This is a genomic window from Undibacter mobilis (assembly GCF_003367195.1).
In the GTDB taxonomy this organism is placed as follows: Bacteria; Pseudomonadota; Alphaproteobacteria; order Rhizobiales; family Xanthobacteraceae; genus Pseudolabrys; species Pseudolabrys mobilis.
Window position 1 is genome coordinate 1,836,854 of sequence record NZ_QRGO01000001.1, and the last position, 16,390, is coordinate 1,853,243.

Sequence of the window (16,390 nt, forward strand, 5' to 3'; positions counted from 1 at the left end):
GCCGGTGTTCTTCACGCTCCTGTTTCCCTATTTCCTCGGCAATTTCTATCGGCCGTTCCTGGCCGTAGTGGCGGGCGACCTGTCGCGCGATCTCGGCCTCGATTCCGCTGGCCTCGCCAGTCTGCAGGCCACCTTCCTGCTCGCCTTTGCCTTGACCCAGGTGCCGGTCGCGCTGTCGCTCGATCGCTTCGGCCCGCGCCGAATCCTGATTCTGGGCTTGTGCGCGGCCGTGGCCGGCAGTGTTCTGCTCAGTGCTGCGGGCCAGCCGTGGCACGCGTTGACGGCGATGGCGCTGCTTGGCGCCGGCTTCTCGCCGGTGATGATGGCCGGATTTTATGTCATCGGCCGCGTCTATGCGCCCGAACGGTTTGCAACCTTGTCGTCCTTGCTGTTCGGGTTGGGCACGCTCGGCGACCCGGTCAGCGGCGCACCTTTGGCGCTGGCGGTTGGCGTCTTCGGCTGGCGCGTCACGATGCTCGGCATGGCGGGCATCACGGTCCTGAGTCTGGTGCTGATCGCTATCGTGCTGCGCGATCCGCCGCGTGTTGAAGCGCCGGGCGGAAAAATTTCGGCGCTGGCGGCGACACGGCAGATCTTCGCCATCCGGGCGTTGTGGCCGATCATCCCGCTCGCCTTTGTCAGTTACGCGGTGGTGGCCGCGGTGCGCGGACTATGGATCGCGCCCTATCTCGCCCAGGTTCACCACTTCGGCCCCTATGCCGTCGGCCTCAGCGCCACCGCGATGGGGCTGGCGTTGGCGCTCGGCGGAATTTTCTACGCACCGATGAATCGCTATCTGGGCGACGCCAAGATCACGGTGGCGGCCGGCATTGCCGTTACGGTGGTGGCGTGGCTGGTGCTGGGCCAGTTCGGCGCGGGATCTGACGGTCTCGCGCTCGGACTTCTGTTCGTCGCAGCCGGTTTCGGCGCGAGCTTCGCGATCCTGCTTGCTCATTCGCGCGCCTTTCTGCCGACGCATGTGCTGGGGCAGGGCGTGACGATGATGAACCTCTTGTTCTTCGGCGGCGCCGGTCTGGGACAATGGCTGTCCGGCCGTTACGTGAAAGCGGCTGAGATCGCGGCCGTCGCTCCCGATTTGCTGTACGGCCGGCTGTTCACGGCATTCGGTGTGGTGCTGGCCGTCGCGCTCGGCATTTATCTGTTATCGCCGCGCGAGCGCTCGGCGTCACCGGCGCAATAAAAAACGCCGGCGATGTTTCGCCGGCGTTTTCATTCTCGTCATTTGATCGGTCGTTAGCGGACCACGACGCGCCCGTCGCGGCCGTAGCGCGGACCGCCAACGTCGCGGCTCGGCCGCGGCTCGGGCCGGCCGAAACCGCCGAACAGCGCTTCGAAGAAGTTGGGGCCGCTGCTGTAGCTGCCACCGCCGAATGAACCGACCGGCACGCGCACCGGCTTCGACGAAGTATTCGGCGGACGCGCGATTGCGATATCGGCGACCTTGCGATCGCTGCCCTTGAGGATCGCGATCATGCGCTGGTCGCGTCCGTACACGTCCTCGCGGAACTGCAGCTTGCCTTCATCGTCGACGAACGCGGTCTGATAGGTCAGGTGAACCCAGAGATGGTTCGGGAAGTTGATGTTGATCTCCGAACCGCCGAACATGCTCTCGAGCTTCGCAGCGGTGTACTTCTGGTCGGGCAGCGCCAGCGACAGCAGCTTCTCGCCATACATCAGCGGGTTTTCGACGCGCATGCAGCCGTGGCTGTAGGCGCGCTTCTCGTGCTTGAACAAGTTCTTGTCCGGCGTGTCGTGCTGATAGACCAGGAACTTGTTCGGGAAGTTGAAGCGGATGCGGCCGAGCGCGTTGGCGGCACCCGGCGGCTGATAGATGCGCACGGTGCCGTCGGCGGCCTGCTCGACCTTGAGGCCGATGCGGTCGAGCGCTTGCGGATCTTCCTGCAGAGCCGGCAGGTATTCCTTCTCGATGATCGACGGCGGCACGTTCCAGGTCGGGTTGACCGTGATGAACTTCATCTCTGCCGAGATCATCGGCGTGGCGTGGCTGCCCGGCTTGCCGGCAACGATCTTGGTGCTCCAGTAAACCTTGCCGTTGTTCCACAGCGCCAGGCGATAGTCCGGCACGTTGACGATGACATGCGGATTGCCGAGATCGCGCGCCAGCCAGCGCCAGCGCTCCATGTTCACAATGATGGTGTCGATCGGATCGTTGGAGGCGCGGTTGATCGATTTGGTTTCCGGCTTGGTGCCGTTGAGCGCACGCAGCGTGGAGGGGCCGACATTGCCGTCGGTGTCGAGATCCGCGGTGGTCTGGAAGGTCTTCACGGCCTCCTGGACGGCGGCGTCATAGAGGGTGTTGTCCTTGTCGCCCGGAACGTCGAGGCGCTTGCGCAGGTCGGCGACGCGCTTGTCCTTCATGCCCGGACGCAGGATCGGGCCCGAGGCGATCTGGACCGCCGGCGCGGGCTTGGCGTCTTCCGTCTTGGTATCGACAACGGGTTTGCCGGCGCGCAGGTCGGCGAGCTTGGCGCGCAGCGCCTTGAACTGCGGATGCGGCGGGTTGTAGTCCTCGAGCGCGGCGGCGGCGTTGCTCGCCTTCGCCAGATTGTCGAGAACCGACGCCGGATCGGGCGCCGTCTGGCTGAATTCGATATCCGCGGCGACGCGGGAGAAGTGAATGCGGCCGACCTGCGCCTGACGGGCATAGGTCAGAACGGCCGAGGTCAGTTTGAGTTCGGCGTCGGCCAGTTCGTCGGCGGTTTTGGCCGCGGCGAAGTCCGGCGTCGGATAGTCGGCGGCATCGAGGCCAACTTCATCGGCCTTGTTCAACGTTGACATCGCGGCCTTGGCGCGGTCGGTAACGGCGCCATCATTGACCCAGAGCGGGGCGTAGTCGCGGGCCTTGTAGAAAGCCTCGACGCCAAGATGCTCGGCCTTGCGGGAAACGATGCGGTCGAGCGCCTTGCCGGTCACCATCTCGCGCAGTTTGTCGGTGACGGCGGCGTTGGCGGTCGGGTTGGCGACGGCCGGAGCCGCTTTCGCGGTATCGGCCTTGGCGGCTTCGGGCGCTGCCGGGGCCGGCGTTGCAACCGGGGTGGGGGTCGAAGCGGCCTGAGTCGGCGTTTCGGCGGCTTGCGGCGCCAGATCCTTCAGGGAAGGCGGCGCGATCGGCGCCGCCAGCGGCGCGGCGGTATTGAGTTGCTCTTCCAGCGATTGGGCATGGCCCGGCTGCGTGGCCAGCATCAGCACCAGCCCGAGGGCGGACGACGCCAACAGACGGTCAATTGCAACGATCTTCACCGCTAATCTCCCAAAGGCTGTCAGGAAGCGCCCTTCTAAGGCCGCTTCATAATAAATGATAGATCGCTCACAGTTACGGCTTTTCAAACGCTGCCCCGGCATTCGGACTGTGACTGTGACTATTTTACACCGCTGTATTTGTGGCTCCGGACGGACGGTTGGCCTGCAACCACAACGGCACGGCCGGATGGGGGTTCCCCCATCAGCGTGCCGCGCCTTCGAGGGTACTTAACCGGTCGTAACGCCGCGCGGCTGTGATGCCGGTCACAAGGATGAGACTGAGAAAAGCGGGTGCGACTCGCCGCGCGCGAATGGTCGCAGGCCGCGTTTGTCGCAGGGTGTTCAGGCAAAAAAAACCGGGCCCCGTAAACGGGGCCCGGTTGGAGAATGCCGGCGTGGGGTCCGGCAAATCTCAGAGGGGAACTTGTTGCGGTATCGGCGACTCTGGGAGGATATTCGTCCGTCCCGCAACGACCGCGACTATGGTCGGCCCGCTCGTTGCCAGCAATGCCATCGGGCGAATGTCAGCCATGCACGCGAAGGCTGCGCGAAAACAGCGCAGGTGCGCGTTTCGTTTCGGATCGCGATACGATCAGAAATTCCAGCGCTGCGCGTTGGCGACGAGGAAGTCGCGGAACACCTGAATGCGCGCGACCGACTTGAGTTCTTCGGGGTAAACGAAGAATGCGTCGAGCGCGAGCGTGTCCTGCTCGCCGAACAGCTGCACCAGCCCGCCGTTCTCTTCGACGAGATAGTCCGGCAGCATGGCCACGCCGAGGCCGCGCTGGCAGGCGCGCAGCAGACCGAGCACGTTGTTGATGGAAAGATGCGGCACGCGCGGATTCTTCGCTTCGCGGCCGACTTCGACGAGCCAGCGGCGATTGGCGAAATGCGCCGGCACGCTGCCGCCAAGCAACAGCACGCGGTGATGATCGAGGTCGTCGTGGGTGCGCGGCGTGCCGAAACGCTTGATGTAATCCGGCGACGCATAGGCGTGGAAATGCACCGAGAATAGCTTGCGCTGAATGAGGTCCGGCTGCGTCGGCTGGCGCATGCGAATGGCGACGTCTGCTTCGCGCATGGCCAGATCGAGCTCTTCATCGGTCGTGATCAGCGTGATCTGGATATCGGGATAAAGATCGAGGAATTCGCCGAGGCGTGGCGTCAGCCAATGGATTCCGATGCCGGCCGAAGTTGCGACCTTGAGTTCGCCGTTCGGCCGCTCGCGGCTATCGGTGAGTTTGGTGCGCGCCGCTTCCAGCTTCATGAACACTTCATGCGCCGTGCGATACAGCATGTCGCCTTGTTCGGTCAGGATCAGACCGCGGGCATGGCGGTGAAACAGCGAAACGTTGAGATCGGTTTCCAACGCCGAGACCTGACGCGACACCGCCGATTGCGACAGGCCGAGACGTTCGCCGGCGTGGGTGAACGATCCGGCTTCCGCTGCGGCGTGAAAGACCTTCAGCTTGTCCCAGTCCATCGAGTTGTTTGGGTGAGGCATCGTCATTCCGCCGCCGCCTGTTGGTTTTCACGCGCCGCAAGGAAGCGCTCGGTTTCGAGCGCGGCCATGCAGCCCTGGCCCGCCGCGGTTACGGCCTGCCGATAGATGTCGTCAGTGACGTCGCCGGCGGCAAAAACGCCCGGCACCGAAGTCGCGGTCGAATGCGCCGCGGTGACGATGTAGTTCGAAGGCTTCATCTCGAGCTGGCCGATGAACAGCTCGGACGCCGGCTGGTGGCCGATCGCGATGAACACGCCATCGGCGGCGTGCTCGGAAACGACGCCGGTCTTGAGATTCTTCAGCGCGATGCGGCGCACCTTGAGCGGATTTTCGTCGCCCATGACGTCATGCAGCACCGTGTCCCACACCACCTCGATTTTGGGATGCTTGAACAGGCGATCCTGCAGGATGCGCTCGGCGCGGAAATGGTCACGCCGATGAACGACCGTCACCTTCGAGGCGAAATTGGTGAGGAAGAGTGCTTCCTCGACCGCGGTATTGCCGCCGCCAATGACGAACACTTCCTTGTTCTTGTAGAAGAAGCCGTCGCAGGTGGCGCAGGCTGAGACGCCGTAACCCTTGAACTTCTGCTCCGAGGGCAGATCGAGCCAGCGCGCCTGGGCGCCGGTGGCGACGATCAGGGCGTCGGCGATGTAGACGTCGCCCGAATCGCAGGTCAGCCGGAACGGCCGCGCGCCGAGTTCGACCTTGTTGACGTGGTCGTACACGATGTTGGTGCCGACATGCTGGGCCTGGGCCTGCATCTGCTCCATGAGCCAGGGGCCCTGGATGACGTCGGCAAAGCCCGGATAGTTCTCAACATCGGTCGTGATGGTGAGCTGCCCACCGGGTTGGATACCCTGGATCAGGGTCGGCTTCAGCATCGCGCGCGAGGCATAGATCGCGGCGGTATAGCCGGCCGGTCCCGAGCCGATGATCACGACTTTGGAATGAATCGTCTTGGACATCTTATTCGCCCCCTGAAAGCGGTCGAGGAGTGGGGGCCCCGGCGTTGGTGCTGACCCATAGGGGAACCGCTTCCTGGCCCGGCTCAATCTATGGCTTTCTAGGAGCTATGCAAGATACGCAACCCGGACGGTGCACAGGCTTGCGTAACGCGTGAATAGATGGCGCAACAATCTTTCGCGAAAGATTATTTCACTATATGGATATTCCGCCGGATCGCGCCGGAGACTGCCAGGAGAAGCCCGTGCCAGCCACCCTCGATGCCATCGACCGCAAAATCCTGAAAGAATTGCAGGACGACGGCCGCATGACGAACGTCGAACTGGCGCGCCGCGTCGGTATCTCGGCACCGCCGTGCCTCCGCCGCGTCCGAGCGCTCGAGGAGGCCGGCTATATCAAGGGCTACCGCGCGCTGCTCGACGAAAAGATGCTCGGCTACGAGGTGGTGGTGTTCGCCTTCGTTCACCTGTCGAGCCAAGCCGAAAGCGATCTCAATGCGTTCGAGGCTTTTGTGCGGGCGCAGCCATTGGTGCGCGAGTGCTGGATGCTGTCGGGCGAGATCGACTTCGTCCTTAAATGCGTCGCGCCCGACCTCAAGACCTTTCAGGCTTTTGTCGAGAAACTCACCGCCGGTCCGAACGTGCGCAACGTCAAGACCTCGCTGACGCTGCGGCAGTCCAAGGACGCCGCGATGGTGCCGATGTAATCCGGCTTCGCGGAATATTAAACATCGTGATGGTGCTGCCGTGCGTTGTAATGACGGCTTGTCGCAGAGCATTGCTGAGTATTGCAATTTGCTTTGCCGTTTTGGCATCCAGCGTAAATAGACAATTTATTCAATAAGCGCCTGTAGCCTTTTACCAGTCGCACGACGGCCGAGTTCGGGCCGGTGCTCTTTTTGGAATAAACGCGGAGGTGTCCGGGCGCTCAAAGCGCGCGGGTGTAACTGCGCCGTCAGTTCACTCTTATTTCTTCAGGATAAAGTCATGCCCAGATTTGACATTCGCGCACGGCTCTACAGCTTGGTTGGCCTTTCCGCCGTCGGCCTGGTCGTCATCGTTGCCGTCCTGATCAACATGATGACCGACAGCACCCGGACACGGCGGCAGCAGGAGCTCAAGGGTCTGACCGATTCGGTGATGTCCGTGGTGGCCGGCGAGCATGCGCTCGCCAAGGCGGGCAAGATCAGCGACGCCGATGCCAGGCAGCGCGCGCTCGAACTGGTCTCGAGGATACGCTACGACGGCAACAACTATTTCTGGATCAACGATCTGCAGCCGAAGATGCTGATGCATCCGATCGCGAAGGATCTCAACGGCAAGGATCTCACCAATAACAAGGACCCGAATGGGCTGGCTCTCTTCGTCGAGTTCGTCAAGGTCGCCAAGGCAAACGGGGCCGGCTTCGTCGAATATATGTGGCCGAAGCCGGGCCACACGCAGCCGATCGAAAAGATCTCCTACGTCGCGCTGTTCGAGCCGTGGGGTTGGATCGTCGGTACCGGCGTCTATAACGACGATCTGAGGGCCGAGCGCAATCGCGCCCTGATGGTCGGCGGCATTGCCGGACTTGTCATTCTGCTGATCGTGGTTGGCATATCGACCTATTTCATCCGCGATATCGTCAGGCGGACGGCGCAACTGCGCGAAGCGATGCGTGAGATGTCAAACGGTAATTTCGACGTGGTGTTGCCGGATGTCAGGCGCGCCGACGAGCTCGGACAGATCTCTGAAGCCGCTAACTTGATCGTCGATCGCTTCGGCGAAACCATCAACACCATCAAGGCGGCGACGAGCGAGATCAGCAACGCCTCGGCCGAGATATCCACCAGCACCACCGATCTGTCGCAGCGCACCGAAGAGCAGGCCGCCAGCCTGGAAGAAACTTCGGCGTCGATGGAAGAAATGACCGCCACGGTGCGGAAGAACGCCGAGAATGCCAAACAGGCCAGTGATCTTGCCGCCACGGCCTGTGGCGTCGCCGATCGCGGCGGCGAGGTCGCCGCCAGAACGGTCGCGGCCATGGCCAAGATCGAGGATTCCTCGCGTAAGATCGCCGACATCATTGGCGTCATCGACGAGATCGCGCGGCAGACCAATCTGCTTGCGCTCAACGCCGCGGTGGAAGCCGCGCGCTGGCGAGGCCGGTCGGGGCTTTGCCGTGGTGGCGACCGAAGTGCGCAGTCTGGCCCAGCGCTCGTCGCAGGCCGCCAAGGACATCAAGGAACTCATCAACAGTTCAAGCGATCAGGTCAAGGACGGTGTCGAACTGGTCAAGCTCGCGGGTGGATCGCTCACCGAAATTCTGACCTCGATCAAGAGTGTTGCCGTCATCGTCTCCGAGATTGCCAATGCCAGCAACGAGCAGGCGATCGGCATCGAGGAAATCAACAAGGCGTTGACGCAGATGGACGAGGTCACCCAGCAGAACTCGGCGCTGGTGGAGGAAAATGCGGCAACGGCCAAGACCCTCGAGCATCAGGCGAAGGCAATCGCGGCCGACGAGCGCATCGCTTACTTCCGGCCGCGCTCGGCCACGCACGCCGCGGCGGATGCTGTATCAGACCGCGCCAGCGATGTAGCCATGAAGTCAGAGCCCGCGCCGGCGAAAAAGCCCGCAGCGTCCAAATTCCGCGGTGGCCCGGTCCGGCAGATGCAAGGCAATCTCGCCGTCGCCTTCAAGCGCGAGGAAGAGTTCTAGAATCTGGCCGAAGCAGGCGCGAGAGCCGATTGCTTCCATTCCACCTTCCCGGTCTCGTCAGGCTTCACGAACAGCTTTCTTCAGATGTACCTGTATCGTCTGCTTCAGCGCTGACGCAAAGGGTGGCAAGGTGCGGCTCGTCCGGGTGACGAAGCCGACGTGGCGCCGCATCACCGGATCGCCGAGAGGCCGAACGACGAGCGAACGCCCCTTGAACATCGCGAAGGTCAGTGAGGGCAGCGCGGTGACGCCGAGCCCGGCTTCGACCAGCGCGACCGCCGATGGCACCTGCTCCACGTCGTAACGCGGCGTCAACACAATGTCGTCGTGCATGAACGCCGCGTCGGTCAGCCGCCGCACCGACGAAATTCGCGTCAGGCCGATGAAGGCGTGTCCGGCGAGATCGCGCCAGCCGACCTTGCGCCGGCGCGCCAGCGGATGGTCGCGGCGGCATACGAGATGGGCCGTGTCGAAGGTGACGCCTTCGAAGCTGAGATCGCTCGATGGTGCTGGCTTGAGCGTCACCGCGATGTCCACTTCACCATCCTGCAACATGGTCATGGCGCGTTCGTGCTGCACGTCATGCAGTGAAACGACGACGTCGGGATAGGTGCGGCTGAATTCCGCGAGGGCCGCGGGCAGCGCACTGCAGGCGATCGATGGGAGCGCCGCAATGGCGACACGTCCCTTGAGGGCATTTTCCGCGATGCGTTGCATCGCGCGTTCAACGTCCTGCATCACGTCGCGCGCGATTCCGGCGATGCGGCGTCCCTCGTCGGTGATGCGCAGGGAGCGTGTGGTGCGCTCGAACAAGGTCACACCGAGCTCGCGCTCGAGCCGCCGGATCGCTTCGGACAGCGCCGGCTGCGTGATGCCGAGCTTGGCGGCGGCCGCGCTGAACGTGGCCGCCTCGGCGGCCGCCGCCACGATTTGAAACTGTCGCAGGGTATTCATCGTGCGGTCCTATGAAATCATCAGACTGCATTATTTTACACGATAAATTGCCGCCGCTAACCTCCCCGGTGGAGGAAACGACAACAATGACAGACCCCGTTCTGATCGGGTCGGGTGCCGGCTTCGCCGGGGATCGCAGCGATGCCGCCGGGCCGGTGGTGGCCGCGCTTGCCGCGCGTCGCGGTCCGCGTTTTCTCATGTACGAAACCCTGGCCGAGCGGACTTTGGCGCTGGCGCAGCTTGAGCGCCGGCAAAATCCGCAGCGCGGCTTTAGCCCGGCGCTGGATCGTCTGCTGCGTCCGGTGCTGGCGCGCTGCGTTGAAAACGGCATTCGGATCGTTGGCAATTTCGGCGCCGCCAATCCCGCGGCGGCGGCGCGGCACATTGCCGTCATCGCCCGCGAGCTCGGCATTGCTCCGCCGCGCATCGCGATCGTCGAAGGCGACGATCTCACGGGCCGTCTCAGCGATGCCGAACTCGCGGCGCGGGAGACCGGCGGCGCGATGCTGTCGCGCGGGCGGCCCGTTCTGTCGGCCAATCTTTACCTCGGTGCGCAGCCCATCGCGGAAGCCCTCGATCGCGGCGCCGATATTGTCGTGACCGGCCGTGTGGCGGATTCCGCGCTCGCCTTGGGGCCGCTGCTGCATGTCTATCGCTGGGCCGCCGACGATTGGGATCGTCTGGCCGCCGGCACGCTGGCCGGTCATCTGCTCGAATGCGGTGCTCAGATCACCGGCGGCTACTTTGCCGATCCGGGCGTGAAGGACGTGCCGGATCTCGCCCATGTCGGCTATCCGATCGCGGAGATCGCGGCGAGCGGCGACATGATCATCGGCAAGCCGCCGGGCACGGGCGGCCGGATCGATCGCCTCACGGTCATCGAACAGACGCTGTACGAGATTCACGATCCGTGCGCCTATCTCGCTCCCGATGTCGTGCTCGATCTCGGCGAGGTCGAGGTCGAGCAGATCGGCCCCGATCGTGTGCGCGTGAGCGGCGCGCGCGGCCATCCCGCGCCGCCAACGCTCAAGGCGACCGTTTGCATCGACAGCGGCTATCTCGGCGAAGCCGAAATCTCTTATGCCGGTGCGGGCGCCGCCGCACGCGCACGGCTCGCCGCCGATGTCGTGCTGACCCGCCTGCGCGAGCGGGCCCCGGGCCTTGCCGTTCGCGTCGATGCGATCGGGTCTGTCAGCATTCTCGGTGCGAGCGGCGTGGTGCCGTCGTTCGGCAATGCCGATACGCGTGATGTCCGGTTACGCTTTGCCGCCCAGTCCGACGATGCCGCGACGCTTGAGTTGCTGCTCGATGAAGTCGAGGCCCTTTATTGCGCCGGTCCCGCCGGCGGTGCCGGCGTGCGGCGCCGGCTGACACCGCGGCTGGCCAGCGCGTCGTGCTTGATCGAACGTATCCATGCTGTGCCGCGCGTCACGATGATGGAGAACGCCTGATGCGGCGGCACGTTCTCCTGCGCGACATCGCCAATGCCCGCTCCGGCGACAAAGGCGATCGGCTCAACATCGCGCTGGTCTGCCACGACCAGGCGCATTTCGCCGCCGTCGCCGCACAGGTAACGGCGGAGCGCGTCGCCGACGTCTTTGCGCATCGCCGGCCATCGCGGGTCGTGCGTTACGACCTGCCGAAGCTCGCCGCTTTCAATTTCGTACTCGACGCCGTGCTCGAGGGCGGCGTCAACGACAGCATCGGCCTCGATGGCCATGGCAAGTCGCTGTCGTTCCTGCTGCTCGATCTGCCGGTCGACATCGAGACGGATTAAGCGTCGCTGAAGGTCAACGATCAATAACAAGGAGGAGACACATGAGGATGAAGACAACAACGGGCGTGCTCGCATTGCTCGCCACGCTTGTCGCTGGGCCGTCGCTGGCCCAGGACAGTTACCCCTCGCAGAACATTCGTTTTGTCGTGCCGTTCACCGCCGGCAGCGCCACCGATACTTTGGCGCGCGTCCTGGCCAACAAGATGTCGACGACGCTGGGCCGTACCATCACGGTGGAGAACATTGCCGGCGGCAACGGCATCCCGGCGTCGCAGAACGTCGTGAGGGCTGAGCCGAACGGTTACACCGTCATGGTCACGTCCAATACGACGCACGCGTCGAACCAGGCGCTGCTCAAGAAGGTGCCGTATGACGCGGTGAAGGACTTCGAGCCGATCACCAAGCTCGGCACCATCACGCTGGCGCTGGTCGGGCATCCGTCGGTGCCGGCCAATAACGTGTCCGAACTCATTGCCTACGCCAAGGCCAATCCGAGCAAGCTCACCTTCGGCAGCGGGTCGACGTCGTCGCGTATTGCCGGCGAGCTGCTCAAGACGATGGCCGGCATCGACATGTTGCACGTGCCTTACAAGAGCAACCCGCAGGTCGTTATCGATCTGCTCGGCGGTCAGATCTCGCTGTTCTTCGGCGATATCTCGACATCGCTGCCGCCGGTGCGTGTCGGCCAGTTGAAGGGCTTTGCGGTGTCGGCGCTGAAACGTTCGCCGCTGGCGGCCGACCTGCCGACCATCGATGAATCCGGACTGAAGGGATATGAATTGACGGCCTGGTTCGGCGCCTATGCGCCGGCCAACACCCCGAAGCCGATCATCGACAAGCTGAATGCGGCCTTCCGCGAGGCGATTGCCGACAAGGAAGTCGCCGAACGCCTGCTCAAGGCCGGGATCGAGCTGGAGGCCAGTTCGCCCGCCGAACTCGCTGCGTTCCAGGCCGTCGAAACCAGGAAATGGGTCAAGATCGCATCGGACGCCAAGATCGAGCCGGAATGAGGGCGCGGCATCTTAAAAAGAACAATGCGCGGGTGAGAGCCCGCGCATTGTCATATGTACGGTAAGGTCTGAGTGCGGAGCGGGAAGGCTTACTTCCACTCCACCTTCTTGATCTCATAGCCCTTGGCGCCACCGGGCGCGTTGACCTCGATGGTCGCACCCTTGGACTTGCCGATCAGCGCCTTGGCGAGCGGCGAGGTGACGGAAATCTTGCCTGCCTTGGCGTTGGCTTCCGGCTCGCCGACGATCTGCCACACCTTCTTTTCCTCGGTGTCCTCGTCGATCAGCGTCACCGTCGCGCCGAACGTGATGGTGTCGCCCGACAGCTTCGACACGTCGATCACGTCGGCGCGCGCCAGCTTGTCCTGAAGTTCGTCGATGGCGCCTTCATTGAGCGATTGCTGCTCCTTGGCGGCATGATATTCGGCATTCTCCGACAGGTCGCCATGCGAGCGCGCCTCGGTGATCTGCTGAATGATGCGCGGCCGTTCGACGGACTGGCGGTGCTTGAGTTCCTGCTCCAGCACGGAGTAGCCCGCGGCGGTCATCGGAATCTTTTCCATCGTGTCTTCTCCTCCTGGCGGCTGCCTGCGTCATTGGACTGACGCGCGCGCCAAGCCTTTCCATCCGTGAGGCCGCCCCGGGGAGGGGCAGGCCAGTCATGATTGGACTCCGGTCACGGTAATCCGTTCCGGAGCCCTGCGAAATTTCAAAACCGGTCAAAACCTTGCCCAGCCGCGGCGAGTTTTATCGCCCGCGACCGCTCTTCGTTCTGCCCGGCCTCACTCGCCGTCCGCCGGGTGGCCGTCAGGCCTTCCCGGTGAAATAGCTCTGCAGCGCGCGGACCTCGAGGTCGCCCCCGAGATAGGCTTTTATGCCTTGCGCCGCCGCGACGGCTCCTGAAAGAGTGGTGTAGTACGGCACTTTATGCAAGAGGGCGGCATGGCGCAGGGACCGGCTGTCCGCCAGCGCCGCGGTGCCCTCGGTGGTATTGAAAACGAGCTGAACGCCGCCATTCTTGATCGCATCGACGATATGGGGCCGGCCTTCCAGCACCTTGTTGATCTTGGCGGCCTCGACGCCGTGCTCGGCCAGATAGCGCTGGGTTCCCGAGGTGGCGATGCATTTGAAGCCGAGCGACATCAGAAGTTTTATCGACGGCAGGATGCGCGCCTTGTCGTTGTCGCGGACCGAGACGAAGACCGTCCCTGAGCGCGGCAGGTTGGTACCGCCGCCGATCTGGCTCTTGGCGAAGGCGGTCTCGAACGTCATGTCGAGGCCCATCACTTCGCCGGTCGATTTCATTTCCGGGCCGAGCACCGTATCGACGCCGGGGAAGCGCGCGAACGGAAACACCGATTCCTTCACCGCCTTGTGCCGGTAGACCGGCTGCTTCAGCTTGAAGCTCGCCAGGCTCTCGCCGGCCATGATGCGCGAGGCGATCTTGGCAACCGGCAGGCCGATCACCTTGGCGACGAAGGGCACGGTGCGCGAGGCGCGCGGGTTCACTTCCAGCACATAGATGTCGCCGTCCTTGATGGCGTATTGCACGTTCATCAGGCCGCCGACATTCAGCGCCAGCGCCAGTTCGCGCGTCTGCCGTTCGAGTTCGGCGATGATGTCCTTCGATAGCGAGTGCGGCGGCAGTGCGCAGGCGCTGTCGCCCGAGTGAATGCCGGCTTCCTCGATGTGTTCCATGATGCCGGCGATGAACGTGTCCTTGCCGTCGGCGATGCAGTCCACGTCCACTTCGGTGGCATCGGTCAGGTAGCTGTCGATCAGCAGCGGGCTCTTGGCCGACACGATCAGCTCGGATGGCTTGTCGAGCGTCGCAGCAAGGCGCTGGACGTAGCGATCGGCATGTGCGCCGTCGCGCACGATCTCCATGCCGCGGCCGCCGAGCACGTTGGACGGGCGGATGACGACCGGATAGCCGATCTTGTCGGCGATCTCGCGCACTTGCGCCGGTGAGGTGGCAATGCCGTTGGCCGGCTGGCGGATCTTGAGCTTGTCGATCAGCTTCTTGAAGCGGTCGCGGTCTTCCGCGAGGTCGATGGCGTCCGGCGAAGTGCCGAGGATCGGCACATTGGCCGCCTCCAGCGCGGCGGCGAGCTTGAGCGGCGTCTGGCCGCCGAACTGCACGATCACGCCGTGCAAAGTCCCCTTCGAGCGCTCGATGTCGATGATCTCGATGACGTCTTCCGGCGTCAGCGGCTCGAAATACAGCCGGTCCGAGGTGTCGTAGTCGGTCGACACCGTCTCCGGATTGCAGTTGACCATGATGGTCTCGTAGCCGGCATCGCGGAGGGCGAAGCAGGCATGGCAGCAGCAATAATCGAACTCGATGCCCTGGCCGATACGGTTCGGGCCGCCGCCGAGAATGACGACTTTCTTCCGGTCCGACGGCCGCGCTTCATTGGCCATGGCGCCGGCGAAGGCGGTCTCGTAGCTCGAATACATATAGGCGGTGGGCGAGGCGAATTCGGCGGCGCAGGTGTCGATGCGCTTGTAGACCGGTCGCACGCCGAGTTGGCGGCGCGCCGCGCTGACATCGTCGTCGGTCTTGCCGGTCAGCTTGCCGAGCCGCTTGTCGGAGAAGCCCATTGCCTTGAGGCGGCGGAACGCGCCGGCGGTCGGCGGCAGGCCCTTGGCCGCGACTTCTTCTTCGGCTTCGACGATACCACGCAGCTCGCGCAGGAACCACGGGTCGATGCGGCAGGCGGTGTAGATGAGATCGTCGGAAGCGCCGAGGCGCATCGCTTGCGCCACCTTCAGCAGGCGGTCCGGCGTCGGCGTACCGAGGGCGGCGCGGATGGCCGCCTTGTTGTCGGCGTCGTCGAGGCCCTTTTCCTTGTCGTAGCCGTCGATCCAGATTTCATCGAGGCCGGTGAGGCCGGTCTCCAGCGAGCGCAGCGCCTTCTGCAAACTCTCCTGGAACGTGCGGCCAATGGCCATGGCTTCGCCGACCGACTTCATCGAGGTGGTCAGCACGTTCGAAGCGCCGGGGAATTTCTCGAAGGCGAAGCGCGGGATCTTGGTGACGACGTAATCGATGGTGGGCTCGAACGAGGCCGGCGTCGCGCCGCCGGTAATGTCGTTGGAGATTTCGTCCAGCGTGTAGCCGACCGCGAGCTTGGCCGCGACCTTGGCGATCGGAAAGCCGGTGGCCTTCGACGCCAGCGCCGACGAGCGCGACACGCGCGGGTTCATTTCGATGACGATGAGCCGGCCATCTTCCGGGTTGACGGCGAATTGCACGTTCGAGCCGCCGGTCTCGACGCCGATCTCGCGCAGCACCGCCAGCGAGGCGTCGCGCATGATCTGATATTCCTTGTCGGTGAGCGTCAGCGCCGGCGCGATGGTGATGGAGTCGCCGGTGTGCACGCCCATCGGATCGACGTTCTCGATCGAGCAGATGATGATGCAGTTGTCTTTTTTGTCGCGCACCACCTCCATCTCGTACTCTTTCCAGCCGAGTACGGACTCTTCGATGAGCACCTCGTCGGTCGGGGAGGCGTCGATGCCGCCTTCGACGATGTCGATGAATTCCTGCTTGTTGTAGGCAATGCCGCCGCCGGTGCCGCCCATGGTGAAGGACGGGCGAATGATGGCGGGCAGGCCGATATCGTCCAGCGCTTTCAGCGCATCGCCGAGCGTCTTGACGTGATGCGAGCGTGGCGTCGACAGGCCGATCTTGGTCATCGCGTTGCGGAACAGCTCGCGGTCTTCGGCCTTGTCGATGGCCTCGGCGGTGGCGCCGATCATCTGCACGTCGAACTTCTCGAGCGTGCCCATCTTCTTGAGCGACAGCGCGCAGTTCAGCGCGGTCTGGCCGCCCATGGTCGGCAGCAGCGCGAAGCCGCCGGGCAGGACGTTGCGCTCCTTCTCGATGATCTTGCTGACGATTTCGGGGGTGATCGGCTCGATATAGGTGGCGTCGGCGAGATCGGGATCGGTCATGATCGTCGCCGGGTTCGAGTTCACCAGGACGACGCGGTAGCCTTCTTCCTTGAGCGCCTTGCAGGCCTGCGTACCGGAGTAATCGAACTCACAGGCCTGGCCGATCACGATTGGACCGGCGCCGATGATCATCACGGTTTGGATGTCGGTGCGTTTGGGCATACGGAAGGATCGGCTCCCGAAACTGGGCACAAAAAAAGGGCGCGCTTTCGCGCGCTTTCAGGCTGAAAGAACCCG

General features: G+C 63.7%; 11 protein-coding genes and 1 pseudogene. 6 read left to right on the forward strand and 6 right to left on the reverse strand.

Annotated elements, in window-relative coordinates; all coding sequences use genetic code 11:
- The first annotated feature begins 4 nt into the window (after window positions 1–4).
- Entirely contained in the window at window positions 5–1,201 is a 1,197-nt protein-coding gene (locus tag DXH78_RS08630) for an MFS transporter (RefSeq protein ID WP_168192747.1), read from the forward strand.
- Window positions 1,202–1,254: 53 nt separating this feature from the next.
- Here DXH78_RS08630 and DXH78_RS08635 read toward each other — a convergent pair whose 3' ends face one another.
- From DXH78_RS08635 to trxB, 3 genes are all read right to left on the reverse strand, one after another.
- Window positions 1,255–3,225: a L,D-transpeptidase family protein gene (locus tag DXH78_RS08635; RefSeq protein WP_488225869.1), complete on the reverse strand. Its 1,971-nt coding sequence runs from the start codon at window positions 3,223–3,225 to the stop codon at window positions 1,255–1,257.
- A gap of 649 nt (window positions 3,226–3,874) precedes the next feature.
- On the reverse strand, window positions 3,875–4,765 hold the full coding sequence (locus DXH78_RS08640; RefSeq protein WP_115516648.1) for a LysR family transcriptional regulator: 891 nt from the start codon (window positions 4,763–4,765) through the stop codon (window positions 3,875–3,877).
- A gap of 23 nt (window positions 4,766–4,788) precedes the next feature.
- A complete protein-coding gene (gene trxB / locus DXH78_RS08645) occupies window positions 4,789–5,754 on the reverse strand; it encodes a thioredoxin-disulfide reductase (RefSeq protein ID WP_115516649.1) in 966 nt (321 codons plus the stop codon).
- Between the two features lie 197 nt (window positions 5,755–5,951).
- On the opposite strand from trxB, the gene DXH78_RS08650 reads away from it, so the two are divergent.
- Window positions 5,952–6,458 carry an Lrp/AsnC family transcriptional regulator gene (locus tag DXH78_RS08650; protein ID WP_430727476.1) on the forward strand — a complete coding sequence of 169 codons (507 nt, stop codon included), beginning with the start codon at window positions 5,952–5,954 and terminating at the stop codon, window positions 6,456–6,458.
- 373 nt (window positions 6,459–6,831) lie between these two features.
- Window positions 6,832–8,452: pseudogene (locus DXH78_RS20365) on the forward strand (methyl-accepting chemotaxis protein).
- A gap of 57 nt (window positions 8,453–8,509) precedes the next feature.
- Here DXH78_RS20365 and DXH78_RS08665 read toward each other — a convergent pair.
- Window positions 8,510–9,406 carry a LysR family transcriptional regulator gene (locus DXH78_RS08665; protein WP_115516650.1) on the reverse strand — a complete coding sequence of 299 codons (897 nt, stop codon included), beginning with the start codon at window positions 9,404–9,406 and terminating at the stop codon, window positions 8,510–8,512.
- Window positions 9,407–9,492: 86 nt separating this feature from the next.
- Here DXH78_RS08665 and DXH78_RS08670 point away from each other — a divergent pair, with 86 nt between their 5' ends.
- The 3 genes from DXH78_RS08670 to DXH78_RS08680 are packed head-to-tail and all read left to right on the forward strand — an operon-like array spanning window position 9,493 to window position 12,193.
- Window positions 9,493–10,857, forward strand: coding sequence for an acyclic terpene utilization AtuA family protein (locus DXH78_RS08670; RefSeq protein WP_115516651.1), 1,365 nt, complete (start codon window positions 9,493–9,495; stop codon window positions 10,855–10,857).
- Window positions 10,857–11,183: an AtuA-related protein gene (locus DXH78_RS08675; RefSeq protein ID WP_115516652.1), complete on the forward strand. Its 327-nt coding sequence runs from the start codon at window positions 10,857–10,859 to the stop codon at window positions 11,181–11,183. The genes DXH78_RS08670 and DXH78_RS08675 overlap by 1 nt, the downstream gene beginning before the upstream one ends.
- A 41-nt stretch (window positions 11,184–11,224) precedes the next feature.
- Complete coding sequence (locus DXH78_RS08680; RefSeq protein ID WP_115516653.1) at window positions 11,225–12,193, forward strand: Bug family tripartite tricarboxylate transporter substrate binding protein; 969 nt, start codon at window positions 11,225–11,227, stop codon at window positions 12,191–12,193.
- An 89-nt stretch (window positions 12,194–12,282) separates the two neighbouring features.
- Here DXH78_RS08680 and greA read toward each other — a convergent pair whose 3' ends face one another.
- Window positions 12,283–12,756 carry a transcription elongation factor GreA gene (greA, locus tag DXH78_RS08685; RefSeq protein ID WP_115516654.1) on the reverse strand — a complete coding sequence of 158 codons (474 nt, stop codon included), beginning with the start codon at window positions 12,754–12,756 and terminating at the stop codon, window positions 12,283–12,285.
- A 244-nt stretch (window positions 12,757–13,000) separates the two neighbouring features.
- On the reverse strand, window positions 13,001–16,315 hold the full coding sequence (gene carB, locus DXH78_RS08690) for a carbamoyl-phosphate synthase large subunit (RefSeq protein WP_115516655.1): 3,315 nt from the start codon (window positions 16,313–16,315) through the stop codon (window positions 13,001–13,003).
- Between the last annotated feature and the right edge of the window lie 75 nt (window positions 16,316–16,390).